Annotated in this window: 27 protein-coding genes; 25 read left to right on the top strand and 2 right to left on the bottom strand. The window is 55.7% G+C overall.

Features of this window, described 5'->3' with window-relative positions:
• Positions 1-18 precede the first annotated feature (18 nt).
• A complete protein-coding gene (locus KCG46_RS11550; RefSeq protein WP_218405589.1) occupies positions 19-1,215 on the bottom strand; it encodes a thiolase family protein in 1,197 nt (398 codons plus the stop codon).
• A gap of 156 nt (positions 1,216-1,371) precedes the next feature.
• Here KCG46_RS11550 and KCG46_RS11555 point away from each other — a divergent pair, with 156 nt between their 5' ends.
• The 23 genes from KCG46_RS11555 (at position 1,372) to KCG46_RS11665 (ending at position 22,068) form a co-directional block, all read left to right on the top strand.
• Positions 1,372-2,802 (top strand): coniferyl aldehyde dehydrogenase, encoded by a 1,431-nt coding sequence (locus tag KCG46_RS11555; protein ID WP_218405590.1) that lies wholly within the window; start codon positions 1,372-1,374, stop codon positions 2,800-2,802.
• 149 nt (positions 2,803-2,951) lie between these two features.
• Positions 2,952-3,326 (top strand): NADH-quinone oxidoreductase subunit A, encoded by a 375-nt coding sequence (locus tag KCG46_RS11560; protein ID WP_142789129.1) that lies wholly within the window; start codon positions 2,952-2,954, stop codon positions 3,324-3,326.
• 65 nt (positions 3,327-3,391) lie between these two features.
• A complete protein-coding gene (locus KCG46_RS11565; protein ID WP_218405665.1) occupies positions 3,392-3,928 on the top strand; it encodes a NuoB/complex I 20 kDa subunit family protein in 537 nt (178 codons plus the stop codon).
• A 1-nt stretch (position 3,929) separates the two neighbouring features.
• A complete protein-coding gene (locus tag KCG46_RS11570) occupies positions 3,930-4,703 on the top strand; it encodes an NADH-quinone oxidoreductase subunit C (RefSeq protein WP_218405666.1) in 774 nt (257 codons plus the stop codon).
• Positions 4,700-5,917 carry an NADH-quinone oxidoreductase subunit D gene (locus KCG46_RS11575; RefSeq protein ID WP_218405591.1) on the top strand — a complete coding sequence of 406 codons (1,218 nt, stop codon included), beginning with the start codon at positions 4,700-4,702 and terminating at the stop codon, positions 5,915-5,917. The genes KCG46_RS11570 and KCG46_RS11575 overlap by 4 nt, the downstream gene beginning before the upstream one ends.
• Positions 5,914-6,105: a hypothetical protein gene (locus KCG46_RS11580; RefSeq protein WP_218405592.1), complete on the top strand. Its 192-nt coding sequence runs from the start codon at positions 5,914-5,916 to the stop codon at positions 6,103-6,105. Before KCG46_RS11575 ends, KCG46_RS11580 begins: the two co-directional genes overlap by 4 nt.
• Positions 6,098-6,766, top strand: a complete 669-nt coding sequence (locus KCG46_RS11585) for a complex I 24 kDa subunit family protein (RefSeq protein ID WP_218405593.1) — start codon at positions 6,098-6,100, stop codon at positions 6,764-6,766. The genes KCG46_RS11580 and KCG46_RS11585 overlap by 8 nt, the downstream gene beginning before the upstream one ends.
• Positions 6,766-6,933, top strand: coding sequence for a hypothetical protein (locus KCG46_RS11590; RefSeq protein ID WP_218405594.1), 168 nt, complete (start codon positions 6,766-6,768; stop codon positions 6,931-6,933). Before KCG46_RS11585 ends, KCG46_RS11590 begins: the two co-directional genes overlap by 1 nt.
• Positions 6,930-7,118 (top strand): hypothetical protein, encoded by a 189-nt coding sequence (locus KCG46_RS11595; RefSeq protein WP_218405595.1) that lies wholly within the window; start codon positions 6,930-6,932, stop codon positions 7,116-7,118. The genes KCG46_RS11590 and KCG46_RS11595 overlap by 4 nt, the downstream gene beginning before the upstream one ends.
• Positions 7,108-8,400, top strand: coding sequence for an NADH-quinone oxidoreductase subunit NuoF (nuoF, locus tag KCG46_RS11600; protein ID WP_218405596.1), 1,293 nt, complete (start codon positions 7,108-7,110; stop codon positions 8,398-8,400). The genes KCG46_RS11595 and nuoF overlap by 11 nt, the downstream gene beginning before the upstream one ends.
• Positions 8,397-9,029, top strand: coding sequence for a hypothetical protein (locus KCG46_RS11605; RefSeq protein WP_218405597.1), 633 nt, complete (start codon positions 8,397-8,399; stop codon positions 9,027-9,029). Before nuoF ends, KCG46_RS11605 begins: the two co-directional genes overlap by 4 nt.
• On the top strand, positions 9,022-11,040 hold the full coding sequence (nuoG, locus tag KCG46_RS11610; RefSeq protein WP_218405598.1) for an NADH-quinone oxidoreductase subunit NuoG: 2,019 nt from the start codon (positions 9,022-9,024) through the stop codon (positions 11,038-11,040). The genes KCG46_RS11605 and nuoG overlap by 8 nt, the downstream gene beginning before the upstream one ends.
• Positions 11,037-12,083, top strand: coding sequence for an NADH-quinone oxidoreductase subunit NuoH (nuoH, locus tag KCG46_RS11615; RefSeq protein ID WP_218405599.1), 1,047 nt, complete (start codon positions 11,037-11,039; stop codon positions 12,081-12,083). Before nuoG ends, nuoH begins: the two co-directional genes overlap by 4 nt.
• On the top strand, positions 12,080-12,568 hold the full coding sequence (gene nuoI / locus KCG46_RS11620) for an NADH-quinone oxidoreductase subunit NuoI (protein ID WP_218405600.1): 489 nt from the start codon (positions 12,080-12,082) through the stop codon (positions 12,566-12,568). Before nuoH ends, nuoI begins: the two co-directional genes overlap by 4 nt.
• Positions 12,569-12,598: 30 nt before the next feature.
• On the top strand, positions 12,599-13,222 hold the full coding sequence (locus tag KCG46_RS11625) for an NADH-quinone oxidoreductase subunit J (RefSeq protein WP_218405601.1): 624 nt from the start codon (positions 12,599-12,601) through the stop codon (positions 13,220-13,222).
• On the top strand, positions 13,219-13,539 hold the full coding sequence (gene nuoK / locus KCG46_RS11630; RefSeq protein ID WP_218405602.1) for an NADH-quinone oxidoreductase subunit NuoK: 321 nt from the start codon (positions 13,219-13,221) through the stop codon (positions 13,537-13,539). The genes KCG46_RS11625 and nuoK overlap by 4 nt, the downstream gene beginning before the upstream one ends.
• A 6-nt stretch (positions 13,540-13,545) precedes the next feature.
• Positions 13,546-15,540 (top strand): NADH-quinone oxidoreductase subunit L, encoded by a 1,995-nt coding sequence (gene nuoL, locus KCG46_RS11635; protein ID WP_218405603.1) that lies wholly within the window; start codon positions 13,546-13,548, stop codon positions 15,538-15,540.
• Positions 15,540-17,087 carry an NADH-quinone oxidoreductase subunit M gene (locus KCG46_RS11640; RefSeq protein WP_218405604.1) on the top strand — a complete coding sequence of 516 codons (1,548 nt, stop codon included), beginning with the start codon at positions 15,540-15,542 and terminating at the stop codon, positions 17,085-17,087. The genes nuoL and KCG46_RS11640 overlap by 1 nt, the downstream gene beginning before the upstream one ends.
• On the top strand, positions 17,087-18,565 hold the full coding sequence (gene nuoN / locus KCG46_RS11645) for an NADH-quinone oxidoreductase subunit NuoN (protein ID WP_218405605.1): 1,479 nt from the start codon (positions 17,087-17,089) through the stop codon (positions 18,563-18,565). The genes KCG46_RS11640 and nuoN overlap by 1 nt, the downstream gene beginning before the upstream one ends.
• Positions 18,562-19,287, top strand: coding sequence for a biotin--[acetyl-CoA-carboxylase] ligase (locus tag KCG46_RS11650; protein WP_218405606.1), 726 nt, complete (start codon positions 18,562-18,564; stop codon positions 19,285-19,287). Before nuoN ends, KCG46_RS11650 begins: the two co-directional genes overlap by 4 nt.
• A 3-nt stretch (positions 19,288-19,290) precedes the next feature.
• A complete protein-coding gene (locus tag KCG46_RS11655; RefSeq protein WP_218405607.1) occupies positions 19,291-20,088 on the top strand; it encodes a type III pantothenate kinase in 798 nt (265 codons plus the stop codon).
• Positions 20,089-20,110: 22 nt separating this feature from the next.
• Positions 20,111-21,778 carry a ribonuclease J gene (locus tag KCG46_RS11660; protein ID WP_218405608.1) on the top strand — a complete coding sequence of 556 codons (1,668 nt, stop codon included), beginning with the start codon at positions 20,111-20,113 and terminating at the stop codon, positions 21,776-21,778.
• On the top strand, positions 21,778-22,068 hold the full coding sequence (locus tag KCG46_RS11665; RefSeq protein ID WP_218405609.1) for a DUF1467 family protein: 291 nt from the start codon (positions 21,778-21,780) through the stop codon (positions 22,066-22,068). Before KCG46_RS11660 ends, KCG46_RS11665 begins: the two co-directional genes overlap by 1 nt.
• On the opposite strand, the gene KCG46_RS11670 is transcribed toward KCG46_RS11665, so the two are convergent.
• Complete coding sequence (locus KCG46_RS11670) at positions 22,065-24,623, bottom strand: coiled-coil domain-containing protein (RefSeq protein ID WP_255551984.1); 2,559 nt, start codon at positions 24,621-24,623, stop codon at positions 22,065-22,067. The two genes, KCG46_RS11665 and KCG46_RS11670, sit on opposite strands and share 4 nt — an antisense overlap.
• Before the next feature lie 69 nt (positions 24,624-24,692).
• On the opposite strand from KCG46_RS11670, the gene KCG46_RS11675 reads away from it, so the two are divergent.
• Together KCG46_RS11675 and KCG46_RS11680 are read left to right on the top strand one after the other, a co-directional pair.
• The gene (locus tag KCG46_RS11675; protein ID WP_218405610.1) at positions 24,693-24,986 is read left to right on the top strand and encodes an Hpt domain-containing protein; all 294 of its coding nucleotides are present in this window, start codon (positions 24,693-24,695) and stop codon (positions 24,984-24,986) included.
• Between the two features lie 129 nt (positions 24,987-25,115).
• The gene (locus KCG46_RS11680; RefSeq protein WP_218405611.1) at positions 25,116-26,324 is read left to right on the top strand and encodes a hypothetical protein; all 1,209 of its coding nucleotides are present in this window, start codon (positions 25,116-25,118) and stop codon (positions 26,322-26,324) included.
• Positions 26,325-26,345 lie beyond the last annotated feature (21 nt).

A 26,345-nucleotide genomic window follows, 5' to 3' on the forward strand; every position in this document is an offset into this window, starting at 1 on the left:
GCCCGCCCATATGCCAATTCAGACAAGCTCGATTGCGACCGCTGTCGCTTCACCGCCGCCGATACAAAGACTGGCGACGCCCTTTGTCTTGCCATGCGATTTGAGTGCGTTGAGGAGAGTGACGATTATACGCGTGCCCGATGCACCGATTGGATGACCCAAAGCGGTTGCGCCGCCATTTACGTTGATTTTTTCGTGCGGAATTCCGATGTCACGCATCGCGAACATGGACACGCAAGCGAAAGCTTCGTTCACTTCCCACAGCTCTACATCATCAACGCTCCAGCTCGCGTTTTTGAGTACTTTCTCGATTGCACCGACAGGCGCGACCGTGAAGTCTTTGGGCTCGCGCGCATGGGCTGCCATCGCCACGATCTTTGCAACTGGCGTGGCGCCTTTGTGTTTAGCGACGCTTTCACGTGTTAGAACCACAGCAGCTGCGCCGTCAGAGATCGAGCTGGACGTTGCGGCGGTAATGGTGCCGTCCTTTGCGAAGGCAGCGCGCAATTGCGGAATTTTGTCCGGGCGACCACGACCAGGCTGTTCGTCTGTGTCGACAGTGACTTCGCCTTTACGGGTTGAGAATGTGACAGGGACAACCTCGCCAGCAAATGCTCCGCTTTCAATTGCGGCATTCGCGCGTCGGAGCGATTCGATCGAATATTCGTCCTGCTCTTCGCGGGTTAGCTGGTATTCGTTAGCGGTGTCCTGCGCGAAAGTACCCATCGCGCGGCCTTCTTCATAGGCATCTTCGAGGCCATCAAGGAACATATGGTCATAAGTGGTGTCGTGGCCGATGCGCGCGCCAGAGCGATGCTTTTTAAGAAGGTACGGGGCATTGGTCATGCTTTCCATACCGCCTGCGAGAACGATGTCGGTTGTTCCGCTGGCAAGAGCCTCTGCGCCCATAATTACGGTTTGCATGCCTGATCCACAGACCTTGTTCACAGTGGTAGCCTGAACAGATTTCGGCAGGCCGCCTTTGATCACGGCTTGGCGGGCAGGTGCCTGACCGAGGCCAGCGGGGAGGACACAGCCCATATAGGCGCGGTCAAAGTCGCCGCCGTCAATGCCCGAACGCTCGACGGCAGCCTTTACAGCAGTAGCGCCTAAATCCGTTGCCGAGACATCGGAAAACACGCCTTGCATGCCGCCCATGGGGGTGCGGGCATAGGAAAGGATGACGATCGGATCGGCTTCGGAAAATTGCGGCATGCGGATGGCTCCTGAGAAATATCTGTGTTGAGCGCGATGTAATGCTGCGCTGCGACAAGATCAATTGCCATGCTTAGAGACCGCCTGCGCTTGCATGGAAGCAAGGTTTCGGCCAACCAGATAGCAAATCAAAACCAATTCCTTCGGAGAGAGCCAATGGCTGATGACCGCCGCCAAGAACAAGAAGCGCTTTTGAAACGCCAACGTGATGCCTTCACCGCATCGCGTCCTGAATCAATGGCTATGCGCAAAGACCGTATCAAACGCGCAATGGCGCTGCTCAAAGAACACGCAGAGGAATTCTGCAAAACGATGAGCGCCGATTTCGGCAATCGCGCGATGGAGCAGTCCATGCTGACCGACATTGCTGGCACCGTGGGGGCTGGCAAACATGCGCTAAAGAATATGGATAAGTGGGCTAAACCTGAAAAACGTCCGGTTCAATTTCCACTCGGTCTGCTCGGCGCGAAAGCGGAAGTCCGCTATGAGCCTAAAGGTGTCATCGGTATCCTTAGCCCGTGGAACTTCCCGGTGAATCTGGCATTCTCGCCGCTAATGCAGGTTCTGGCTGCAGGCAATCGCGCGATGATCAAGCCGAGCGAATTCACAGAACGCACCAGCTTGCTGATGGCGGAGTTGGTGGCAGAGTATTTCACGCCCGATGAAGTTGCCGTTGTTACCGGCGGGCCGGAAGTTGCAGCAGCCTTTACCGAATTGCAATTTGACCATCTTGTTTTCACCGGATCGACCCCGACCGGCCGCTTGGTAATGCAGGCAGCGGCGAAGAATCTCGTGCCGGTCACCCTTGAACTTGGCGGAAAATCTCCCGTCATCATGGGCCGCAGCGCCGATTTTGAAAAAGCAGGCGAACGCATTGCTCTGGGTAAAATGATGAATGCGGGGCAAATCTGTCTGTCGCCGGACTACATGTATGTGCCGGAAGACAAGCAGGACGAGGCCGTCGCTGGCGTTTCCAAAGGTGTGGCCAATCTTTACCCGACACTGCTTGAGAATGACGATTACGCTTCGATTGTGTCGGATCGCCATTTTGAGCGCTTGCAAGGCTTGGTCGAGGATGCCCGCGAGCAGGGTGCCGAAGTGATCGAGGTCAATCCGGGCAACGAAGACTTTGCAAACGCAAACCAGCGCAAGATGCCGCTGAACATCGTCAAGAATGTCACCGATGAAATGAAGGTTATGCAGGAAGAAATCTTTGGTCCCGTTCTGCCGGTTAAGACTTACAAGGCCATCGATCAGGCTGTGGATTATGTGAACGAACATGATCGTCCGCTAGGGCTGTATTATTTTGGCGATGACAAGGACGAGCAGGAACGCGTTCTTACTCGCACTATCTCTGGCGGTGTCACAACCAATGATGTGATTTTCCATGTTTCGATGGAAGACCTCCCATTCGGCGGCGTTGGCCCGTCGGGTATGGGCAGTTACCATGCGATCGAAGGCTTTCGTGAATTCAGCCACGCACGCGCCGTTTATCACCAGCCAAAGATCGACATTGCCAAGCTGGGCGGGTTCAAGCCACCCTATGGTAAGGCGACTGTCAAAGCCGCCGCGACCATGATGAAATAGGGGTTTTCGCGCATGAGCCGCCTCCAATGCGGGGGGTGTTCGATTTTCTGCAACAGGAATACCCAGATTTGCCCGAGTCGCGGTCTTGCGCGGCGCAAGCGACACGCCTAGACGCGGGCGCTAGGGATTAATCAGATTTGGACATCGCTGTGATCGACCTCAGCCAGTATCTACCGATACTGATATTCATCTTCATCGCATTCGGGCTTTCAGTGCTCTTTGTGTTCCTGCCCATGGGCGTTTCACGGCTGACAGGCTCGCACAATCCAGACGCTGAAAAGCTCAGCGAATATGAGTGCGGCTTTCCCGCATTCGAGGACGCGCGCAGCCAGTTTGATGTGCGATTCTATCTGGTCGCGATCAGCTTTATTATCTTCGACCTCGAAGCTGCCTTCCTGTTCCCTTGGGCAGTCAGCTTGGGTGAGACCCAGTGGGTCGGATGGATCGGTATGATGACGTTCCTGTTCATCCTAGCAGTCGGCCTTGCTTACGAATGGAAGAAAGGGGCGTTGGACTGGGAATGACAGGCTCTTCGAACAATACAATCATCACTCCGCCAACCGTGCCGATCAGCGCGAGCGAAGCGGCTATGACCATGCCGACAGCCAAGGGCGGCGAAATCAAGCAGCCCGATGCGGATTATTTTAAAGCGCTCCAAACTGAGGTGAGTGACAAGGGTTTCCTCGTCACCTCCACAGAGGACGTGTTCCAGTGGGCGCGTACGGGCTCGCTTTGGTGGATGACGTTTGGCCTAGCATGCTGCGCGGTGGAGATGATCCACGCCAACATGCCGCGTTACGATATGGAACGTTTCGGCGCAGCTCCTCGTGCATCACCGCGTCAGTCTGACCTGATGATTGTTGCGGGCACACTCTGCAACAAGATGGCGCCGGCGCTGCGCAAGGTTTACGATCAAATGTCTGATCCGAAATATGTGATCAGCATGGGAAGCTGCGCCAATGGGGGCGGCTACTATCACTATTCCTACAGCGTAGTTCGCGGCTGCGACCGGATTGTGCCGGTCGACATCTACGTTCCCGGTTGCCCTCCGACTGCCGAAGCGCTGCTTTATGGCGTAATGCAATTGCAGCGGAAAATTCGCCGCGCTGGGACGATTGAGCGCTAAGATGGCTGTTGTGCATTCCGCCCCGAAATTCGCCTCTAATGAAGGCGTTATCGCTGAGCTGAGCGAAAGCATCAGCATCTGGCTCTTATCAGCGAGTGAAAAGCACGGCGAAGTTATTTTCACGGTGCAACGCGACGCGATTGAAGATGTGCTGCGCATTCTGCGTGACGATCACAAATATCAGCAAATGATGGAAATCGCGGGCGCCGACTATCCGGACCGCGCCGAGCGTTTTGAAGTCGTCTACATGCTCCTGTCGCTCACGAAAAACCACCGAATCATGGTGAAATGTTCCACCGATGAGAACACACCGGTTCCGACGGTCACAACGCTTTGGCCCAACGCTGGTTGGTTGGAACGTGAAGTGTTCGACATGTACGGTGTGACATTCGCAGGCAACAAAGACCTTCGCCGCATTCTGACCGATTACGGTTTCGAAGGGCATCCTTTCCGCAAAGATTTCCCGATGACTGGCTATACCGAGCTGCGTTATTCCGAGGAGGAAAAGCGGGTAGTGTATGAGCCGGTCGAACTGCCGCAGGATATGCGCACATTCGACTTCCTCAGCCCATGGGAGGGCTCCGATTATGTCCTGCCCGGCGATGAAAAAGCCGACGGTCCACCTGACGTGGACAAGCCCAAAACTACCGAAAAACCTGCGGACACGGGCGCTGGTGAGGAAGCCGAAGAACTCGCCGAAGAGGGGACAGAAGCTGTCCCCCCTAACATGGTTGAAGTCGAAATCACCGATGAGAAAGAGGAGGGCGGAGCATGACCGGCGGTATGCAAATCGAAGAATCGCCCACCACTGACGGCGAAGTCATCTCCAATTACACGATCAACTTTGGTCCTCAGCATCCGGCTGCGCACGGCGTTTTGCGCATGGTGATGGAGCTGGATGGCGAAGTGATTGAACGGATCGACCCGCATATCGGCCTGCTTCACCGCGGCACCGAAAAGCTGATCGAGCAAAAGACGTATTTGCAAGCGCTGCCTTATTTTGACCGGCTCGATTACTGTTCGCCGCTGTGTCAGGAGCATTCTTATGTGCTCGCGATAGAGAAGCTACTGAACCTCGAAGTGCCGGAGCGCGCGCAATATCTGCGCGTGTTGTTCGCCGAGCTAACCCGTATCTCGAACCACATGCTCAATATGGGCGCGCATGTTCTGGACGTCGGTGCGTTCACGCCGAACCTGTGGATCATGGATCTGCGCGAAGATTGTATGAACTTTTTCGAGCGGGCTTCGGGCGCGCGCATGCACTCGGCATGGTTCCGTCCGGGCGGCGTGCATCAGGATGTGCCGGAAAAGCTGCTCGTTGACATCGGTGACTGGCTCGACAACCGATTCTTCCAGCTATTCGACGACGCGATGAGCCTCGTTATAGACAACCGCATCTTCAAGCAGCGAAACGTCGACATCGCCGTGGTTAGCCGCGATGATGCCGTCGCTTGGGGTTTTAGCGGCCCGATGATCCGCGCAGCGGGCATTCCGTGGGACTTGCGCAAATCGCAGCCTTACGATGTGTATGACCGGATGGAATTCGATATTCCTGTCGGCACCAACTCCGATTGCTATGACCGCTTTATGGTCCGCGTGCAGGAAATTCGCGAGAGCGCGAAGATTATCAAGCAGTGCATCGCCCAAATGCCCCAAGGCCCAATTGCGAGCGACGATGGCAAGGTTTCCCCGCCAAAACGCGGCGAGATGAAGCAGTCGATGGAAAGCCTGATCCACCACTTTAAGCTCTACACAGAGGGCTTCCACGTGCCCGAAGGCGAAGTCTACGTCGCAACCGAAAGCCCTAAGGGCGAGTTCGGCGTGTATCTTGTGAGTGACGGCAGCAACAAACCATATCGCTGCAAAATCCGCCCAACCGCGTTTTCACATCTTCAAGCGATGGATTTCATGAGCAAAGGGCATATGCTGCCCGATGCAACCGCCATTCTCGGCGCGATTGATGTTGTGTTCGGGGAGTGTGACCGGTGACCTACATTAAGAATGTCCTCGCTTCAGTTTTTATCGGCGTTGTCGCGTATTTTATGGTGGTGATAGCTTTGATCGCACTTGGCTTTGCCGACGTGTCGATCGCGAAACCAATTGCGATCATATTTACCTTAGCCGTCGCAGTTGCCTTTGTGATTAGTCAGAAAGCGGAAGGGCAAACCAATGGCTGATCGTACACCCGCACCCGACACGCCTGAGCTCCGCGAACGCTGGGGGTCTTTTGCTTGGTCAAAAGCCAACAAGAAGACGGCTGACTACCATATCGCCAAATACCCCGATGGTCGTCAGAAATCGGCGGTGATGCCGCTGCTCGATTTGGCTCAGCGTCAGGTTGGCGAAGAAACCGATACGCAAGGCTGGTTGCCGCTGCCGGTGATTGAATATGTCGCCGCTTATATCGATGTGCCAGTGATCCGCGTGCTCGAAGTTGCGACATTCTATTTCATGTACAACATGAAGCCGGTCGGGAAATACCATGTGCAGGTCTGCGGCACCACGCCATGCATGCTGCGCGGGTCCGATGACATTATCAGCGCATGCAAATCGCGCGGTATGAAAATGGGCCATGTCTCCGAAGACGGCCTTTGGACGCTGACCGAAGTCGAATGCATGGGCAATTGCGCAACCGCGCCGATGGTTCAGATCAACGACGACAATTACGAAGACCTGACGGTTGAGCGGCTCGATGCCGTGCTCGACGCACTCGCCAAGGGTGACACGCCCAAATCCGGCACTCAGGAGCCAGGTCGTCACACATCCGAGCCAAAGAACGGTGCAACCACTCTCAGAGAGATGGTCGATGCGAACCACGATTATCGGGGCGAGTATTGATGCCAGAAAAGAGAGACAACAAGGCCATCGGCATTACGTTCGTGCTCGCCGGTCTGGGCGTAATTCTTTCGCTTGGCCTCACCGTTGGTTGGGTGTTCGCCCCTGCAGGTGCAGCGTTGGCGATTGTTGGCCTCGTCTATCTTACTCAAAACGGAGAGAGCGAATGAATAGCAGCGTTCTCATTCTAGCTATCGCGGGCCTATTCTGCTTTTTCGCTGGCGCATATCTTGCTGCCACGAACGACAATCGAACCACGGGTATTGTGCTGATGAGTATGGGCCTGCTGTTCCAGGTCGTTTGCCTGCGCCAATTGAAAATGAACAAGACGAAGGATGACGGCGATGCTGGCTGATAAGGACCGCATCTTCACCAATCTCTACGGTTTTCAGGATTGGGGCCTGAAGGCGGCGCAAAGACGCGGCGATTGGGATGGCACGAAAGCTCTGATCGAGCGCGGCAATGAAGCGATCATCGAAGAGATGAAAGCATCCGGCCTGCGCGGACGGGGCGGGGCCGGCTTTCCCACGGGCCTCAAATGGTCATTCATGCCGAAAAGCTCAGCTGATGGCCGCCCAAGCTTTCTTGTCATCAACGCCGATGAATCCGAACCTGGGTCGTGCAAAGACCGCGAGATCATTCGCCACGATCCGCATAAGCTGATCGAAGGTGCGCTTGTGGCCGGTTTCGCTATGCGTGCGCGGGCGGCCTACATCTACATTCGCGGCGAATATATTCGCGAAGCCGAAACGCTTCAGAAGGCAATCGACGAAGCCTATGACGCAGGCCTGATTGGCAAGAATGCATCGGGCACTGGATATGACTTTGACGTGTTCATGCACCGCGGTGCAGGCGCGTATATTTGCGGTGAAGAAACCGCGATGATTGAAAGCCTTGAAGGCAAAAAGGGCCAGCCTCGGCTTAAGCCTCCATTCCCTGCGGGCGCGGGACTCTATGGATGCCCGACCACGGTCAACAATGTCGAAAGCATCGCGGTTGTTCCGACAATCCTGCGGCGCGGCGCATCGTGGTTCAGCAGCTTCGGGCGCGAAGGCAATCACGGTACGAAGCTATTCCAGATCAGCGGTCATGTCGAACAGCCATGCGTTGTCGAAGAAGAGATGAGCATCCCGTTCCGCGAGCTGATCGAGAAGCATTGCGGTGGCATCACCGGCGGATGGGACAATCTTCTCGCGGTGATCCCAGGCGGCTCTTCTGTTCCGCTCGTCCCGGCCGAGCAGATTATGGACGCGCCGATGGACTTTGACGGGCTGAAAGACCTTGGCTCAGGGCTTGGCACAGCGGCTGTCATTGTCATGGACAAGTCGACCGACATCGTTCGCGCGATCAGCCGTCTTTCCTACTTCTATAAGCACGAAAGCTGCGGCCAATGTACGCCGTGCCGTGAAGGCACAGGGTGGATGTGGCGCATGATGGAGCGCCTGCGCACCGGCGATGCCGCAATCGAAGAAATCGATATGCTGCACGAAGTGACCAAGCAGGTCGAAGGTCACACGATCTGTGCGCTCGGCGATGCGGCGGCGTGGCCAATCCAAGGTTTGATCCGTCACTTCCGTCCAGAGCTTGAGAAGCGTATTCACGAGCACAACGCACAGTTTGCGGAGGCGGCCGAGTGAAGAAGTTTATTGCCCTCGGTGTTGCACTTAGCCTCGTCTCTGGCCTTGCCCATGCACAGCCCAAGCGCATGGAACGAGACGTTTCGAAGCAGCGCGGGGCCGTCGCCGCTTGGACTAATTGCATCGCGCAAGAACGCCGTGATGAGGTAAAGTCCGTCTTATTGCTCGACTATAGGGATGATGGTTATAAGAGCGCTTTGAACGAGCTCGCTCAAACCCGTGTCAGCAAGCAGTGTTTTAGAGCGATGCCACGCGCTTATCGGCAAATCCGCTTAACAGGTCTTCCATTCGCTGGCGGTCTTGCAGAACAGCTTATCGAAGATAGCCAAGAATCCTTACTCAGCCGGCTTTCGATGGCTGCTATTGGACGTGATCCGACGACCTTCAGCTATACTGATCAAATTGCGATGTGCACCGTTCGCGGCGCACCACATCTTGCGGCAAAATTGTTTGAAACCGAGTTCGAAACGGAAGAAGAGCAAGCCGCTCTGTCCGCCTTGAAGCCGGTTACCAAAGTTTGCACACAGCGCGGTGCGCCTATTGAGGCTTCGCCGCTCGCTATGCGGTCAATGCTGGCAACAGCATCTTACCGCTTGCTCGCTGCACAGGAAGAAATTGAAGATGCCTAAGGTCACCGTAGACGGCCAAGAAATCGTGGTTCCCGCAGGCGCGACTGTGCTGCAAGCGTGTGAGCTTGCGGGCAAGGAAATCCCGCGTTTCTGCTATCACGAGCGCCTAAGCATTGCAGGCAATTGCCGCATGTGTTTGGTCGAGGTGAAGCCCGGGCCGCCCAAGCCGCAGGCTAGCTGCGCATTGCCCGCTGGCGAAGGTCAGGAAATCCGCACCGACACGCCGATGGTTAAGAAGGCCCGCGAAGGGGTGATGGAGTTTCTGCTCATCAACCACCCTCTTGATTGTCCGATTTGTGATCAGGGCGGTGAGTGTGATTTGCAAGACCAAGCTGTCGCCTATGGCCGGGGTGGCTCGCGTTACGAGCGTGAGGACAAGCGCGCTGTCACCGAGAAGTATATGGGCCCGCTCATCAGCACCACGATGACCCGCTGCATTCATTGCACACGCTGTGTTCGGTTCTCCGAAGAAGTCGCGGGCGTAGACGAGATCGGCGCGCTCTATCGCGGCGAAGACATGCAGATCACGACGTATCTGGAGCAGGCCGCGAGCCACGAGCTTTCGGCGAACGTGATCGATTTGTGTCCCGTCGGTGCTCTCACGTCGCGGCCATACGCATTCGAAGCGCGGCCATGGGAGTTAAAGCGCACGCTCAGCATTGATGTGTCTGACGCCGTTGGCGCCAACATCTCTCTGCATTCGAAGGGCCGCGAAGTCATGCGCGCGCTGCCGCGCATAAATGATGACGTTAACGAGGAATGGTTGTCTGACAAGGCTCGCTATCAGGTTGATGGCCTGTCCAAACGTCGCCTCGACAAGGTGTTTATCCGTAAAGGCGGCAAGCTGGCTGCGGCGTCATGGACCGAAGCATTTGATGCTATATCAAAGCAACTCGGCAAGAAGAAATCGAGCATCGCCGCGGTTGCGGGAGACATGGTTGATTGCGAGACGATGTTTGCCGCGAAGACTTTGTTAAAGGCATGCGGCTCCACTCAGTTGGAAGCGCGGCAAACCGGCATGACGTATGACGTCAGCAATATTGCGGCGGTTAACTTTAACTCGACATTGGCCGGTATCGAGACCGCTGATGCCATCCTGATTGTGGGCAGCCATGTCCGCTGGGAAGCGGCGCTGGTGAATGCGCGCATTCGCAAGGCTGTGAAGGGTGGGGCTAAGGTCTTTGTCGTCGGTCCGGAATGGGAAACAACCTATCCCGCTGAATTCCTTGGAGAAGACCTGAAAGTTCTGAACCGGGTGCCGAAATCGCTAGGCGATAAGATGAAGGCGGCTGAACGTCCTGCTGTGATCCTCGGCGGCGTCGCATTGGCGAAAGGTGCGCTCGCACCGGCGCTTAAGCTCGTCGACAAATTCAAGCTGGTTCGTGATGGTTGGAACGGGTTCAACGTGCTCCACATGAGTGCGGCTCGCATGGGTTCGCTAATGCTCGACTTCACTGTCGATGGAGGCATGGCTGACATCGCTAAACAGGCTCCAAAGGTTCTGCTCAGCCTCGGCGCTGACGAGATGGATTATGAGCCCTTCACCGACAGCCTTAAGGTCTATATCGGTCACCACGGTGATCGCGGCGCGCATATGGCAGATATCATACTGCCTGCGGCGAGCTATGCCGAGAAAGATGGAACATACGTCAACACCGAAGGGCGCGTGCAATTCGCAGAGAAAGCCACGTTCGCACCAGGTGATGCACGCGAAGACTGGACGATCCTGCGCGCACTCGCCGACAGCCTAGGCGTGAAGGTTGGTTTCGACAGCTTTGAAGAGCTGCAAGGCGCTATGATCCAAGCTGTGCCAGCACTCGGCGAGGAAGGTTTGGCCGATTACGGAGAACTGCCAAAAGCCGACAGCAAAGCCAAAACGGAGGGCGAGATTAGCGCCTATCCAATAGCGGATTTCTACCTCACGAACCCAATCGCCCGTGCAAGCGCGGTGATGCAGCAATGTTCGCAAGAGCTGCTGCATGCGGACGAGATTAAGGAAGCGGCAGAATGACCGAATTCTTCCAGTCTTTCGGCATGTCCTATGAATGGGCATGGACTGTGGCGACGCTGGTCGGGATCATCACGATCTCGCTGCTCGTCATGTTCTCGGTCGCGATGGTGATCTATGTCGACCGTAAGGTGCTTGGCGCGATTATGATGCGCCGCGGGCCCAATGTGGTTGGCCCCTTCGGCTTGCTACAAAGCTTTGCCGACGGGCTTAAGGTATTCCTTCAGGAAACGATCATTCCGTCGGCCGCAAACAAGGGTATTTTCCTGCTCGCGCCGATCATTACCTTCACGGTGGCGCTTGCTGCGTGGGCAGTGATCCCGTTCGATGCGGGCGTTGTTGTGTCAGACATCAATGTCGGGCTGCTCTACATTCTCGCGATCAGCTCGCTGGGCGTTTACGGGGTGGTGATGTCCGGTTGGGCGTCAAACTCCAAATACCCGTTCTTTTCTGCCATGCGTGCGGCAGCTCAGATGATCTCTTACGAGGTGTCCATCGGTTTTGTGCTGGTGTGCGTCGTTCTGTTTGCCGGTACGTTCAATATGAGCGGCATTGTCATGGCTCAGCAAGGGCACGGCCTCGGCTTCGTCAACGGATTCTTCTTTAACCCGCTGCTGTTCCCGATGTTCGTGGTGTTCTTCATCTCTGCACTGGCCGAGACCGCCCGCGCACCGTTTGACCTTACCGAGGCGGAGTCCGAGCTCGTCGCGGGCTATCAGACCGAATATTCAAGCATGGCTTTCGCGCTGTTCTGGTTGGGTGAGTATGCCAACATCCTGCTGATGTGCTCGCTGTGCACGCTGCTGTTTATGGGCGGGTGGTTGCCGCCGGTCGAGTGGGCGCCGCTTTACTATGTGCCGGGGATCGTGTGGTTCCTGCTCAAGACGTTCTTCTTCTTCTTCCTGTTCAGCTGGATCTGGGCGACCGTGCCGCGATATCGCTATGATCAGCTGATGCGACTTGGCTGGAAGGTGTTCCTGCCAATGAGCCTGATCTTTGTTGCACTTATCTCCGGCTACCTGATGGCCACGGGGCATTTTTCATGACATCCGCAACCCAGCTCCTCAAATCGTTCACCCTGTGGGAATTTCTCAAGGCGCATGCGTTGACCTTGAAGTATTTCTTCAAACCTAAGGTGACGATCAACTACCCGTTCGAGAAATCGCCATTGTCCCCGCGTTTTCGCGGCGAGCATGCGCTTCGGCGGTATCCCAATGGTGAGGAACGCTGCATTGCGTGTAAGCTGTGTGAGGCCGTGTGCCCTGCGCAAGCGATCACTATCGAGAGCGAACCACGTGAAGACGGCAGTCGCCGCACCACGCGTTATGACATCGATATGACCAAGTGCATCTATTGCGGCTTCTGCCAGGAAGCCTGCCCGGTGGATGCCGTGGTTGAAGGACCAAACTTCGAATACGCCACCGAAACACGCGAAGAGCTGCTTTATGACAAGGCGAAGCTGCTCGCGAATGGTGACAAGTGGGAACGGGCCATCGCGGCTAATCTTGAAGCCGATGCGCCCTATCGTTAAGGGCGCGCACGGGACGGAAAAACAGGGATCATGATTCAAACCTTAGCCTTCTACCTGTTCGCAGGGCTGGTCATCGCAAGCGCGGTGATGGTCATCATGTCGCGCAATCCGGTGCATAGCGTGCTGTGGCTGATCCTCGCGTTTTTCAACGCGGCGGGCCTGATGGTTCTCGTCGGCGCGGAGTTCATCGCGATGCTCCTTGTCATCGTATACGTGGGGGCAGTCGCCGTGCTGTTCCTCTTCGTGGTGATGATGCTCGACATTGATTTTGCCGCCATGCGCGCAGGGTTTATCAAGAACTTCCCGCTGGGGATTGCGGTTGCGCTGATCCTGTTGGCGGAACTGATCCTTGGCCTTGGCGCATACAATGCTGGCGGGCTTGAGCTTGCCACTGCTGACGGCGCTGCGGCGCAACGTGTAGGCCAAAGCAACATCGAGGCAATAGGTGTGCTGCTCTATGGCCGCTATATCTTCTTGTTTGAAGTAGCGGGCATCATCCTGCTCGTGGCTATGATCGGGGCGATTGTGTTGACGTTCCAGCCTCCGAAGCCGGGCGCTCGTGGGCGTCAGGATATTGGGAAGCAGATCGCGCGCCGGCCCGAAGATGCAACCGTACTGAAGAACCCGGAAACCGGGCAAGGGATCGAGCTATGACTAATTTAGGCGGGGTCGGCATTGAACACTACCTTGTTGTCGGCGCGATCCTGTTCGTGCTGGGCGTGCTCGGCATTTTCCTGAACCGGAAGAATGTAATCGTTATCCTGATGGCGATTGAGCTTATTCTGCTCGCGGTGAACATTAATCTGGTCGCTTTCAGCGCCTTTATGAATGACCTTGTGGGTCAGGTGTTCGCGATGCTCGTTCTGACTGTTGCGGCCGCCGAGGCTGCAATCGGGCTCGCTATCCTAGTCATCTATTTCCGAGGTCGCGGCACAATCGCGGTCGACGATGTGAACCGGATGAAGGGATAAGCACCGGTGCAAACCCAAATCCTTCTTATCGTTTTCCTCCCTCTGCTCGCATCGATCGTAGCAGGGTTGGTGAACAAGAACGCGCCGAGCGTTTTTGCGAAGTCGATCACAACTGGCGCGCTGTTTGTATCGGCGGCTCTTAGCTGGCCAATATTCCTTGCGTTCTTGAATGGCAGCGCGATTGCAGAGGTCGTGCCGGTGCTCAAATGGGTCGAATCCGGCTCTATGAGTTTCGACTGGGCGCTGCGTGTCGACACGCTGACAGCGATCATGCTGGTCGTCATCAACAGCGTTTCCGCGCTCGTGCATCTCTATTCGTGGGGATACATGGAGGAAGACCCGGATCAGCCGCGCTTCTTCGCATATCTGTCACTTTTCACATTCGCGATGCTGATGCTCGTGACTGCAGATAACCTCGTCCAGATGTTCTTTGGCTGGGAAGGGGTGGGCCTTGCTTCGTATCTGCTGATCGGTTTCTGGTTCAAGAAGCCAACCGCCGGTGCCGCCGCGATCAAAGCATTTGTGGTCAACCGGGTGGGTGACCTCGGCTTTATGCTCGGTATCTTCGGCACGTTTCTGGTTTTCCAGACCACGTCAATCACAGAAATCCTTGAAGCCGCGCCAGCTATGTCAGGCACGACAATCGGCTTCCTCGGCATGCGCCTCTACACGATGGATATTCTATGTATCCTGCTGTTTGTGGGTGCGATGGGTAAGTCTGCGCAGTTGTTCCTGCACACTTGGCTGCCGGACGCGATGGAAGGGCCAACGCCTGTTTCTGCGCTGATCCACGCGGCGACGATGGTCACGGCGGGCGTGTTCATGCTTTGCCGCCTCTCGCCCATGTTTGAGACCGCCCCGGCAGCGTTGATGATCGTCACGGTTGTGGGCGCGGCAACGTGCTTCTTCGCTGCGACCATCGGCACAACCCAGTGGGACATCAAACGCGTCATTGCATACTCAACGTGTTCGCAGTTGGGCTATATGTTCTTCGCTGCCGGGGTGGGTGCGTACAATGTCGCGATGTTCCACCTGTTCACGCACGCTTTCTTTAAGGCACTGCTGTTCCTTGGCGCGGGCTCAGTCATTCATGCAATGCATCACGAGCAAGACATGCGGTATTACGGCGGTTTGCGGAAGCAAATCCCGTTGACGTTCTACGCTATGCTGGCGGGTACGCTCGCGATTACCGGTCTGGGTGTTTACCACCTCGGCGTTGGCTTTGCGGGCTTCTGGTCGAAGGATGCTGTGCTCGAAGTCGCCTTTGCACGCGGAACAGAGATTTCGGTTATGTCCTTCTGGCTCGGCGTGATCGCTGCGCTGCTGACGAGCTTTTACAGCTGGCGCCTCATGTTCCTTACATTCTGGGGCAAGCCGCGTTGGATTGAGAGCGAGCATATTCAGCACTCGGTTCACAAAACACCCGAAGAAGCGGGCGAAGACACAACCGGCGGATATCATCCGCATGAAAGCCCGATTGCGATGCTGATCCCGCTTGTCCTCCTGACAGTTGGAGCGATCGCCGCTGGTCAGGTTTTTGCGCCAAGTTTTCTTGATGATGCTACGTTCTGGGCTAGCTCTATCTTCTACAATGAAAACCTCATGCACGCGATGCATGCAGTGCCTTATTGGGTGAAGTACTCTGCTCTGGTCGTAATGATCCTCGGCTTTGCAGGGGCTTATCTCGCCTACATCGCCAAGCCTGAACTTCCCGCGAAGTTTGTCGCGGCTGTGCCGTGGCTGCACCGCTTCGTGTACAACAAATGGTATTTCGATGAGCTCTATGATCGTATCTTCGTAAAGCCTGCTTTCTGGTTTGGACGCCAGTTCTGGAAGCTGGGCGATATCGGTACGATTGACCGCTTTGGCCCCAATGGCATCGCTTGGGTTGTTGAGCGCAGCTCGGGCGCGACCAAGTCGATCCAGTCGGGCTATCTCTATACGTACGCGTTGATCATGCTGCTCGGCCTGATCGCGGCTATTACCTGGGTGCTCCTGTAATGGACGGCTTTCCGATACTCACCACCATGATGCTGGTGCCGCTTGCTGGCGCGATCCTTTGCTTGTTCTCAGGCGGAGCCGCCGCACGTGGCATCGCATTGGCAGCAACGCTGGCGACATTTGCTTTGGGGGTGCTGCTCTGGATGAATTTCGAGATTGGCGGGCCGCAGTGGCAGTTTACCGAGCGTGCGGAGCTGTTTGAAGGCTTCGCGTATGCTCTGGGCATCGATGGTATATCGTTGATGCTGATCATGCTCAGCGTGTTCCTAATGCCGATTTGTATCCTTGCCAGTTGGACTTCGATCAACAAGCGGGTTGGCGAATACATGGCGGCCTTCTTGTTTATGGAAGTGTTGATGATCGGCGTTTTCGCCGCGCAGGATCTGTTCCTGTTTTACATCTTCTTTGAAGCTGGCCTGATCCCGATGTATCTCATCATTGGTGTGTGGGGCGGAGATAATCGCATCTACGCCAGCTATAAATTCTTCCTCTACACGCTGTTTGGTTCGGTTTTGATGCTGATCGCGATGTTCTGGATGGTTGGCGCTGCCGGCACGTCAGACATACCGACACTTATGCAATACAACTTCGATGGCGATGCGCAATTCTGGCTGTTCCTCGCATTCTTCGCGAGCTTTGCGGTGAAAATGCCCATGTGGCCGGTTCATACGTGGCTGCCGGATGCGCACGTTCAGGCACCGACGGCGGGCTCTGTCATCCTTGCTGGGGTCCTGCTGAAGCTGGGTGGTTACGGCTTTATCCGGTTCAGTCTGCCGATGTTCCCTGAGGCGAGCGGCGAGCTTGCATGGATGATTTTCGCTCTGTCGATGGTGGCAGTGGTCTACACCTCGCTCGTCGCGCTGGTTCAGCACGATATGAAAAAGCTGATCGCATACTCTTCGGTCGCACACATGGCTCTCGTCACAGCCAGTCTTTTCGCATTCAACGTTCAAGGCCTTGAAGGCGCGATGATGATCATGCTCGGCCACGGCCTCGTATCCGGCGCGCTATTCCTGTGCGTTGGAGTTATCTACGACCGACTGCATACGCGCGAGATTAGCCGTTACGGCGGGCTCAGCATCAACATGCCGTATTACGCGACATTCTTCCTGCTGTTCACCATGGCCAGCATCGGTCTGCCAGGCACCAGCAACTTTGTTGGCGAATTCCTTGCGCTCGCAGGTATTTATCAGGTGTCAACGTGGGTCGCATTTGTGTGCACCACGGGCATTATTTTGGGCGCTGGCTACATGCTTTATCTCTATCGCCGCGTTGCCTTTGGTGCGCAGAACAATGAAGATGCGGCAGCAATGCCGGATATGGATGCGCGCGAATGGAGCATGATGGCCGCCATCGCAGCCGTGGTGCTGTGGATGGGCGTCTATCCTGAAAGTTTCCTTGCACCGATGCGGGCCGACATTGCCGCACTGGACGCAAGGATTGCCTCGGCGGCTCCGGCTGATGACAGCCAGTTGGCAGATGGTCCTGCTCGTGAGAGGGCGGCGAACGCTATCACCTTTGAAGCGCATGAAAGGGGAGACCACTGATGGACTTCGCAGCTTCCTTTGCGCTGATCGTGCCCGAACTTATCCTGACCGGCGCGGGTCTTGTTCTGTTGATGGTTGCCGCTTGGGGCGGTGACAAATCGGCTCGGTTTATCGCGATTGCTGCCGCCACAGCGTTTTTCGCTGCCGGATTGATGCTCGTTCCTGGTCTCCATTTCGGCACTGACGGACCTGAAGTCATCGCTTTTGGCGGCTTAATGCGGGTGGATACATTCGCGCTGTTTGCCAAAGCATTGATCTATCTTGCTGCCATCGCTTGCCTAATGGTTGCACCTGCCTTCTTCAGCGGTCCGGCCGCGGGAGCAGAGCGCGGGATGCGGGCTGAATTTCCAATTCTGATCCTGTTCGCGGCTCTGGGCATGAGCATCATGGTATCGGCCAGCGACTTTATGACGCTGTATCTCGGGCTAGAGCTAAACAGCCTCGCCTCATATGTCCTCGCAGCAATCCTGCGCCGTGATGGGCGCTCTGCGGAGGCGGGCCTGAAGTATTTCGTCCTCGGCGCTCTCGCATCGGGTATTCTCCTTTACGGCATGAGTCTGCTTTACGGCTTCACAGGTGGGACCGACTTTGCGACGGTTCGCGCCGGATTGACCGGCGAATTGGCAACCGGCGCAATGTTTGGTCTGATCTTTGTTATGGCTGGCCTAGCTTTCAAAATCGCGGCGGTTCCGTTCCATATGTGGACGCCGGACGTGTATGAAGGGGCGCCGACACCGGTCACGATGTTCTTCGCCACAGCCCCTAAGGTTGCCGCCGTTGCATTGACCGCGCGCGTCGTAATCGAAGTGTTCGGCGCACAGGTGCTCGCTTGGCAGCAGATCGTGATGTTCACCGCGCTTGCATCGATCATCTTCGGCGCATTGGGCGCCATCGGTCAGGAAAACTTGAAGCGGTTGCTCGCGTATTCCTCTATCAACAATGTCGGCTTCATCCTGTTGGGCCTTGCCGTGGCAGAACAAGCAGGCGTCAGTGCGATGCTAGTTTACCTGTTCGTATATGTTGCGATGAGCGTTGGCGCATTCGCCGCGTTGTTGATGCTTCGCGGTGAGGACGGAACTTTATACGAGACGTTCTCTGACATTCGCGGCCTATCCGTTACAAAACCTGCGATTGCATGGTGCCTGCTCTTCACGATGTTCAGCCTCGCCGGAATCCCACCATTGCTTGGTTTCTACGGCAAATTCGTAATTTTCCAGGCGACAGTTGACGCCGGATTGATCGTATTCGGCGCGATCGCTATTGCCGCCAGCGTGATTGGGGCGTTTTACTACATCAAGTTTGTCAAAGTGATGTTTTTCGACGAGCCTGAAGACGTGGTAAAAGGCAGCAGCGGAGCCGCGCATTGGGCGCTGCTGTTCCTGACCGCGGCGATCATCTCACCGCTTGGTTATCTGCTTACGCCATCAATTTCTGACCTCGCTGATAAGGCAGCCTCGGCGCTGTATCTCGCGGTTTGATCGAAACGATTGAGGTCACTGGTTCCACCAACGCTGATCTAATCGATAGGATCGGCAATGGAGAAGCCGTCTTAGAAGGCAAATGGCTTCAGGCAGAACGCCAAACTGGCGGGCGAGGGCGACTGGGCCGAAAATGGGAAAGCCCGAGCGGCAACCTTTTTTGCAGCACAGTAATTGATGTCCGTGAGGGTGATCCGCCCGCCCACAGCCTTTCGTTTGTCGTCGGTCTTGCTGTATCCGACGCACTCAAACGGAGCCTCCTACCACGGACCCCTACTGTGCTGAAATGGCCGAATGACGTACTCGTTCGCGGTGCGAAGATCGCGGGCATTCTATTGGAACGGGTGGGGGATAAGGTCGTCGCGGGCGTGGGTGTAAACGTTTGCCACGCGCCAGAGCTACCGGATCGTGAAACCACATCTGTCCTGTATGAGAATGGCAAACATGGAGGGAACCCGGGGCTCGTTCTGTCGCTGCTCGCTGATGCTCTTGTCCAACGCGTCAGCAATTGGCGTCAATTCGGATTACCGGCCACACTTGATGCATGGACAGGCGCTGCGCATCCAGTAGGGACTGCGCTGTCTATCAAGTCAGGTGATGAAGGTGAAGTGCGAGGCAGCTTTGCCGGATTGGATCAGAACGGCGCATTGCTACTGTGCTTGGCGAATGGCGCCTTGCGGACTATCCATGCTGGTGATGTTGCGATGATTGCGGAAGGATAATTGATGCTGCTCGCTGCCGATGTCGGAAACACCAATGTGGTATTCGCCCTGTTCGAACCTGACGGGAAGGGAGGGCTATCCACACGCGCCCGCTGGCGCATCGCAACCGATCCGCGCCGGACCGGGGATGAGTATGCGGTTTGGCTTCTACAATTGCTCGAAATCGAAAATGTATCGCGCGATGCAATTGAGCAGATTGTCTACGCTTCTGTTGTCCCGCGTGCTGATCACAATCTCAGCGTATTGGCGCAAAAATATTTCGGGATCACACCTCTAAAGGCGGGTGAGGGCAAAGCTGCGTGGCAGTTTGCGATTGATGTCGACCAGCCAAGCTCGCTTGGCGCGGACCGCGCTCTCAATATCCTCGCCGCCCATAAAAATTATGGCGGCGATTTGATCGTGATCGATTTCGGCACCGCGACCAAGTTCGAGGCGATTGATTTCAATGGTGCGTATAAAGGCGGGTCGATTGCTCCGGGGATCAATCTGTCGCTCGATGCATTGGTGGGTAAGACGGCTAAGCTCCCTCGCATTGCTATCCGCGCTCCCGAGAGCAAAAGCGTGATTGGTCGCAACACCGAAGATCAAATGCTGATTGGTGTGTTCTGGGGCTATGTCGCGATGATGGAGGGCATAGTCGAACGTATGAAGGCCGAGATTGGTCGCCCTGCGAAGGTGGTTGCAACAGGCGGTCTCGCGATCTTGTTCGACGATGCGACCGATATATTTGACCATGTCGATGCCGATCTAACGATTGAAGGCCTCGCCATCCTTGCGCAGCAGGCCGCTGACGCGGACTGAATTTTACCAGAATAGAGATTACGTGAAAAACAACTTTACCCCCGAAAACGAACTGCTTTTCCTCGCCCTGGGCGGCTCCGGAGAGATTGGCATGAATGTCAATTTATACGGCTGTGATGGAAAGTGGTTGATGGTCGATCTCGGCATGACTTTTTCAGGCAATGAATATCCTGGCGTCGATCTAGTCTTCGCGGACCTGGAGTTCATTGAAGAGCGCACACGCGACCTGCTTGGTATTGTCCTAACTCACGCGCATGAGGACCATATTGGCGCTGTCCCGTATTTTGCAGGTGAGCTCGGTGTGCCGCTTTATGCGACCCCATTCACGGCCGATCTGGTCGCGCGAAAGCTTGAAGAGGCTGGTTTGCTGGGCAAGGTCGAGCTGAACATTATCGAAGAAGATCACGGACAGATCGACATTGGTCCCTTCAGCGTGACGTATTTGCCGCTTGCTCACTCTATTGCAGAGGGCAATGCGCTGCTTATCGACACGCCTTATGGCAAAGTGTTTCACACCGGTGATTGGAAGTTGGACGAGGAGCCGATCATCGGCGAGCCGACTACCGAGGAGGAGCTGCGCGCGATTGGCGATGACGGCGTGCATACACTTGTTTGTGACAGCACGAACGTCTTCAACCCCAACCCTTCAGGTTCGGAAGGGGCAGTGCACACGGGCCTGATGGAGGAAGTGGCGAAACACGCGGGTAAGCGCGTGCTTGTGACAACCTTTGCGAGCAACGTTGCGCGTCTCCAGACCCTTGGCGAAGTTGCCCGCGAGAACGGGCGCCAGCTTTGCGTTGCAGGGCGATCACTCGACCGGATTATCGAGGTTGCTCAAGACAACGGCTACCTAGAGAATTTCCCGCAAACGGTGGACTTCAATACCGCGATGAACTTGCCGCGCGGTGAGGTGATGATCCTCGCTACTGGCGGGCAGGGAGAGCCCCGCGCGGCTCTTTCAAGGATCGCTGATGATAATCACCGCTTGTCGCTTAGTAGTGGCGACGTGGTGCTGTTTTCGTCGCGCCAGATCCCCGGTAACGAGATTTCGATTGGCAAGATCCAGAACATGCTTGCGGCAAAAGGTGTGACGATGGTCACTGACCGGCAGAGCATGATTCATGTTTCTGGCCATCCCGGTCGCCCTGAGCTTGAGGCTCTCTATGAGTGGCTGCGACCAGAGGTTCTGGTGCCGGTACATGGTGAAATCCGTCACATGCGTGAGCAAGCCAAGGTCGGTAAAGAGGCTGGTATCCCGCACAATGTCGTACAATCAAACGGTGACATCGTCCGGTTGGCTCCTGGTGACCCCGGACGTCTGGCTCAAGTCCGCAATGGCCGCCTAGTCCTTGATGGAGACATCATTGCTCCGGCAGATGGGGAGGCCATCACAATGCGGCGTCGGATTTCGGGCGAGGGCGTTATGGTCGTTGTCCTGCTAAGGGGAGAGAAGCCGGCAATTGAGGCGGTGGGTCTACCTTTAGACGAAGACCTTCCAGAGTTTATCGAAGAAACTCAGGAAGACATTCTGAAAGCCATCGGTAAGCTTAAGGGCAGGGATGCGCAGGACCCGGCTGCGGTGCACGAAGCAGCGCGTCTAGCAGCGCGCCGCGCCGCGCGGCGGTGGGCTGGTAAGAGCCCGCAAGTGCGGGTTATAATGCCGGGCTTGGTTCGTGAAGGATCGCGGTGATGGAGTGGACGTCGATCCTAGCGATCTATTTTCTGATCTGGGTGATGACAGCTTTCATCATGCTGCCGTTTGGTGTTCGTACAGCTGAAGAGGTTGGCGAGGCGGTCATTCCGGGTCAGGCAGAGAGCGCGCCAGTTAACTTCCGACCACGCAAACTGCTTATCCGCGCGACGATAATCGCCATCATTTTGACGACGTTGTTTGTGCTCAATTTCGAATATGGTTGGATCGGTGTCGAAGTGCTCGACATCTTTCCGAAGCCACCAAGTGCAACTGGCGAAGCGGCCTAATTCCGGAAACGCTCAATCGATTGCGCCAGCACAACGTAAAGCTTGCCCATATCGGATCCCAAGACTGTGACGCCTAGGGCATTGCCATCGCGTGTGGAAAGCATCGAACGCAGCATCTTTTCAAAGTCATGGATAAAGCGGCTGACATTCCCTTTAAACGCGTCATCACGTTGGTAGAGATCCGCAATTTCGCGTGCCTCATTGCTATCAATTAGTCGAACTGCCCGCCGTGTGAAGATGCCACGATCGCCCTTTAAATAGGCATCCCAAGCGGTGTCTGAAACTTCTTCAGACAGAGCAGAAGCGATATCTATCGCGTTCGAATTGAGGCTGTCCGTGATAAGCGACATCCTGCGCGCAAAATCGTTGTTGATTTGCTCCTCGGCCTGCTCGCGAGCATCGGCAATTCTCTGTTCAAGGTTACCGGTGAGTTCGTTCACTTTAACCAGTTGATCGCGCAATTGAACGGTCGCTTCCCTACCGACACCGGAAGCATGTGCCGCCGCTTGTTCAAGCTTCCCGATTGTCTCGGCGCTTGATGTGCGCAGCGATCTCTCTAGGGCTTCGACCGCATCTTTTCCGATGCCATCAGCCAGCGCAATCACCTTGCTACGAGCGCCTTCGTCCAAGGCAGCGAATGCGGCATTCGTTGCCGTTTCGAGTTTCTCCAATGCTTCTCGCAGTGCATCCTGTGTCTCGCCAGCCATCGATTGGCTCTCATCTGAGAGCAATGCAAAGCCTGACCTCAACCCCTGTAGCTTAGCCAGTGTTTCCTCGGCCTGCTCACCCAACTTGGTCTGTAGCGTTTCAATTGAACTCTCGGTTTCGCTGACAGTTTCGCGTGTCGTCACAAGGTATTCGCTTAGCTCACTGCCGTGCTGGCTCGCCTGAAGCATGAGACCGCTTAACTCGGTTGCGCGGGCTTCTACGGCACCCAGTTCATCAGACGCGCCCTTAATCGCTGCTGGAAGGTCTTCGCGGCTGTGTTTCGCGCCTGATTGAATGATCTCCAGCAAGCGAATTCCTGATTCCGTTAGCCCGTCAAGCTGTGCTTCGGTCTCCGCCAAAGCAGCCCGCTTGGCTTCAATCTGCGCGTCCAGATCTTCGAGACCAGAAGTGAGATTTGTACGGGTCGATTCGCCGTGCTCAGATACTTTTCCGATCAACTCGCCGAGTTGATCCAACTGCTGGGTCATCTCTACCGTGTGCGCGACCAGCTTTTCAGTCTCCGCCGTTTGGACTTCACGTCGTTCGGCAATGGCTTCATCCAGATCAGAAAGTCGCTGTGCAAGCACTTCTGTCGCCTGAGCTTCGCGGGTATCAAACCCGGCCTGCTTGCGCTCCATTTCTTCTACGAAGCGCGCATCGCGTTTTGTCAGTGCTTCTTCAAAACGGTCGGCATCCGCTTGCATCTCGGAAAGGCGTTGCTGAGCAGCAGCAATTGCTTTTTGATCCAAACGGTCGAGTGAATCGACCATCGTCGTGACTTCGTCGCCAATCCGCGACTTTGCAGCTCTCAGTTGTTCTAGCGCCCCAACTTCGGCTTGCCGCAAGGTGGCAGAAACGGCTTTCGCCTCGCTTTGCAGTACGATAATTCGTTTGTTCATCGCAGAAAGGGCATGTTCTTCGGCTTCGCCAATTTCGTCTCGATAGGCGCCTGCCTCGGTCTGCAACGCAGCAAAACGATTGGAAACCAGGCTGTCAATCTGAGCTAGCTGCCCTTCAAAACCGCTCAGCGTCTGACCGACTTTCTCGCCTAACGCTGTTACCTGATTTTCGCTAGCGCTGCCGAATTGGTTCAAGCGTTCGAACCCCGTCACCAACTTTTCCAGCTGCTCTTGGGCGGTTCGCCCCGCATTGCCGACTTGGTTTGAGACATCGCGAGCAGAGTTCGCGACAACAGGCAAATCATCACGCAGCTTTGTCATATTGTCCAAGGCGGTCTCGCTGGCGCTGCCAATCCGGTCCACCTGTTTACCGTTGTTTTTGATCAAATCTTGGAGCTCGGACGCATGCGTAGTAAGCTTCTCGCTCGCAATGCGGCCTAAAGATTCCAGTTCGCGTGATTGTGCGCCAAGAAATTCGCGAGCTAGACTCAATTCGCGATTCACGACATTGAGACGGCCTTCGAGACGTGTACTTTCCTCACTGAGAGCAGAAGCCGTGTTCGCAAACCGTTTGGCTTCGGCGCGCGAATTTCGCATCGCGATGAGCCATGTCACCGCAACCAGCAAAACAGGAACAGACCAGTCAATGATCCAGCGCGTCCATTGCGCCGGGGCCGCACTCGCCGCAGCCGCAAGTTCCGCGCGCATTGCCCAACCGTAAAGGGCTGTCCAACCGGCCACTACAAGAATGGCAAATGCAGGCGCTACCCAGGTAAGTCTACCGGATCCATTCTCAAAATCGTCCTCGTACAGATCGTATTCTTCAACGTCGTCCGATGCCGCCTCAAATTCGTTCGAGATAGCTTCGTCGCCTCTCGCCACGCCTTCGGCAGCTGTGTCTTCGGAATTCAAGCCAATGGCCCGGACGATCTGGTTCTTCTTGGTCATGCACCCCAGATACCACAGAAGGGCTGTGGATAAACCCCGCTTTAACTATCTAGGGTCTATGAGTGCGAAATGGCTTATGAAAGCGGAGCACTTGATGCCACTTTGGCGGCGGCGGCGGGCAATGACCCGGCGTTGATGCGCGAGCTTCGCGCTGCTTTTATCGAAAGTGCACAAAAGCAGCTGGATTTGCTGAAAAGATCGCGGTGCGACGGCAACTGGAATGTCGCAGCGATGCGGCTAAAGGGCCTTGCCGCGAGTTTTCACAGCGAGGAACTTCTCGATGCAGCTGAGAAAGCTCTTATTTCTGCGCCCGGTGAACCGGCAGCCATACGCGACATCGAAACAGTTCTGGATCGCTTTTAGGCACTGTTTCGGCGCGAATTGCGCGCTGCTTCCCTCAAATTTTACCGGTATCCACAAGACGTCGCTTGAAGCGGACGCTCTAACACGCCTAGCACTGCGGGGCGCCTTGTTGTGGCGCTTTGTTGAGAGATGGCTTCTTTGAACACCGCATTACTGTCGGCGCGAAAACGTACTGCAACTGGTGATCTGCGAGCGTTGATACCGCTTGTTGGTGAGCCAGTGATTGCGTGGCAAATTTCTCTTGCGATGCAGCTGGGATGCACTCGAATTGTCGTTCTTTGTGACGCACCATCGCCAGAAATTCTGGAATTGCAGCATACAGTCGAAGACAAAGGAGGCGAATTCCATGCCATCCGTACATCATTGCAGCTGCTTACACTGCTGAAGCCCGATGAGGTTTTGCTGATGCTACTCGACGGATTGGTGGTGGATCCGCAGTTGGCTGAAATCGCTGTGAAAGATGGCGAAACGCTTCGCAGTTCGGTTTTTACTCTGGAAGCAGGATCGGCGCTGACCGAGCGATACCCGGCAGAATTTGAACGGATTGATGCGACGCGCTGTTGGGCAGGGCTTACAACAATGCGAGCGTCCCACGCTCAGAAGCTGGCAGACCTGCCTCCTGATGGGGACACCATATCATTGCTTTTGCGGATTGCGCTGCAGTCTCGCACAGAAACCAACCCGATCCTGTTGGACGAACACGAGCCAATCCAATGGCTTCTCGCGGCAGATACAGAGGCAGTTGTAGAGCGCCAAGAAACTATCCTAGACTTAGCTGTGCCAAAGTCCGAGTGGAGCGGTCCAACCCTCGCGATTGCGTCAAAACTTGTCAGGCTAAGCGCGGGAACAGGCATTGCTAATGGTCCCGCCATTTGCGTTATCACAGCGGTGATTTTGGCTATCTTGTCGGTCGGTTTGGTTTCCTATGGCAATGCATCGATCGGGCTTGGTGTTGCCGCTCTTGGGGCGGCAGTCGGCTCATTTGGTGAGATTTCTCGGGACACGAAAGTCACGCTCTTTGGTGCCGCCGATCACCTCAATATATTTGGGTATTTCAATGCTGTGCGAGACGTTTTTGCTATCGCATCACTCGCTTTTGCGCTCACTGTACAGCCGGTGGTGCTGGCGGCACTTCCGATATTTGTAGTCGGCTTACTGTGGTTGGCAGCGGGCAATTCTACGCTTCGTGTCGCCCCATTTTGGAACGACCGCGCGTTGCACCTTGCGGCGCTTGCAATTTGTACCGTCTATGATGTGCTCAGCGAAGGTCTGGTCTTGCTGGGCTTGTTGGCGCTTGCCCAGTCTACTTGGCGACATTTCTTCGCTATCGATGAGTGAGCAATTTTGAGCCTTTGAATG

Origin of the sequence: Erythrobacter crassostreae, from assembly GCF_019204045.1 — a bacterium.
Lineage (GTDB): Bacteria > Pseudomonadota > Alphaproteobacteria > Sphingomonadales > Sphingomonadaceae > Erythrobacter > Erythrobacter crassostreae.

What these genes read in the sequence shown, in the direction of transcription:
- KCG46_RS11565 (WP_218405665.1), top strand. Translation starts at nt 3,392, where the DNA reads ATGACCATGCCGACAGCCAAGGGCGGCGAAATCAAGCAGCCCGATGCG.
- nuoN (WP_218405605.1), top strand. Translation starts at nt 17,087, where the DNA reads ATGGACTTCGCAGCTTCCTTTGCGCTGATCGTGCCCGAACTTATCCTG.
- KCG46_RS11570 (WP_218405666.1), top strand. Translation starts at nt 3,930, where the DNA reads ATGGCTGTTGTGCATTCCGCCCCGAAATTCGCCTCTAATGAAGGCGTT.
- KCG46_RS11575 (WP_218405591.1), top strand. Translation starts at nt 4,700, where the DNA reads ATGACCGGCGGTATGCAAATCGAAGAATCGCCCACCACTGACGGCGAA.
- nuoH (WP_218405599.1), top strand. Translation starts at nt 11,037, where the DNA reads ATGACCGAATTCTTCCAGTCTTTCGGCATGTCCTATGAATGGGCATGG.
- nuoI (WP_218405600.1), top strand. Translation starts at nt 12,080, where the DNA reads ATGACATCCGCAACCCAGCTCCTCAAATCGTTCACCCTGTGGGAATTT.
- KCG46_RS11640 (WP_218405604.1), top strand. Translation starts at nt 15,540, where the DNA reads ATGGACGGCTTTCCGATACTCACCACCATGATGCTGGTGCCGCTTGCT.
- nuoG (WP_218405598.1), top strand. Translation starts at nt 9,022, where the DNA reads ATGCCTAAGGTCACCGTAGACGGCCAAGAAATCGTGGTTCCCGCAGGC.
- KCG46_RS11655 (WP_218405607.1), top strand. Translation starts at nt 19,291, where the DNA reads ATGCTGCTCGCTGCCGATGTCGGAAACACCAATGTGGTATTCGCCCTG.
- KCG46_RS11550 (WP_218405589.1), bottom strand. Translation starts at nt 1,215, where the DNA reads ATGCCGCAATTTTCCGAAGCCGATCCGATCGTCATCCTTTCCTATGCC.
- KCG46_RS11675 (WP_218405610.1), top strand. Translation starts at nt 24,693, where the DNA reads ATGGCTTATGAAAGCGGAGCACTTGATGCCACTTTGGCGGCGGCGGCG.
- KCG46_RS11665 (WP_218405609.1), top strand. Translation starts at nt 21,778, where the DNA reads ATGGAGTGGACGTCGATCCTAGCGATCTATTTTCTGATCTGGGTGATG.
- nuoK (WP_218405602.1), top strand. Translation starts at nt 13,219, where the DNA reads ATGACTAATTTAGGCGGGGTCGGCATTGAACACTACCTTGTTGTCGGC.
- KCG46_RS11680 (WP_218405611.1), top strand. Translation starts at nt 25,116, where the DNA reads ATGGCTTCTTTGAACACCGCATTACTGTCGGCGCGAAAACGTACTGCA.
- KCG46_RS11585 (WP_218405593.1), top strand. Translation starts at nt 6,098, where the DNA reads ATGGCTGATCGTACACCCGCACCCGACACGCCTGAGCTCCGCGAACGC.
- KCG46_RS11625 (WP_218405601.1), top strand. Translation starts at nt 12,599, where the DNA reads ATGATTCAAACCTTAGCCTTCTACCTGTTCGCAGGGCTGGTCATCGCA.
- nuoF (WP_218405596.1), top strand. Translation starts at nt 7,108, where the DNA reads ATGCTGGCTGATAAGGACCGCATCTTCACCAATCTCTACGGTTTTCAG.
- KCG46_RS11595 (WP_218405595.1), top strand. Translation starts at nt 6,930, where the DNA reads ATGAATAGCAGCGTTCTCATTCTAGCTATCGCGGGCCTATTCTGCTTT.
- KCG46_RS11590 (WP_218405594.1), top strand. Translation starts at nt 6,766, where the DNA reads ATGCCAGAAAAGAGAGACAACAAGGCCATCGGCATTACGTTCGTGCTC.
- KCG46_RS11555 (WP_218405590.1), top strand. Translation starts at nt 1,372, where the DNA reads ATGGCTGATGACCGCCGCCAAGAACAAGAAGCGCTTTTGAAACGCCAA.
- KCG46_RS11670 (WP_255551984.1), bottom strand. Translation starts at nt 24,623, where the DNA reads ATGACCAAGAAGAACCAGATCGTCCGGGCCATTGGCTTGAATTCCGAA.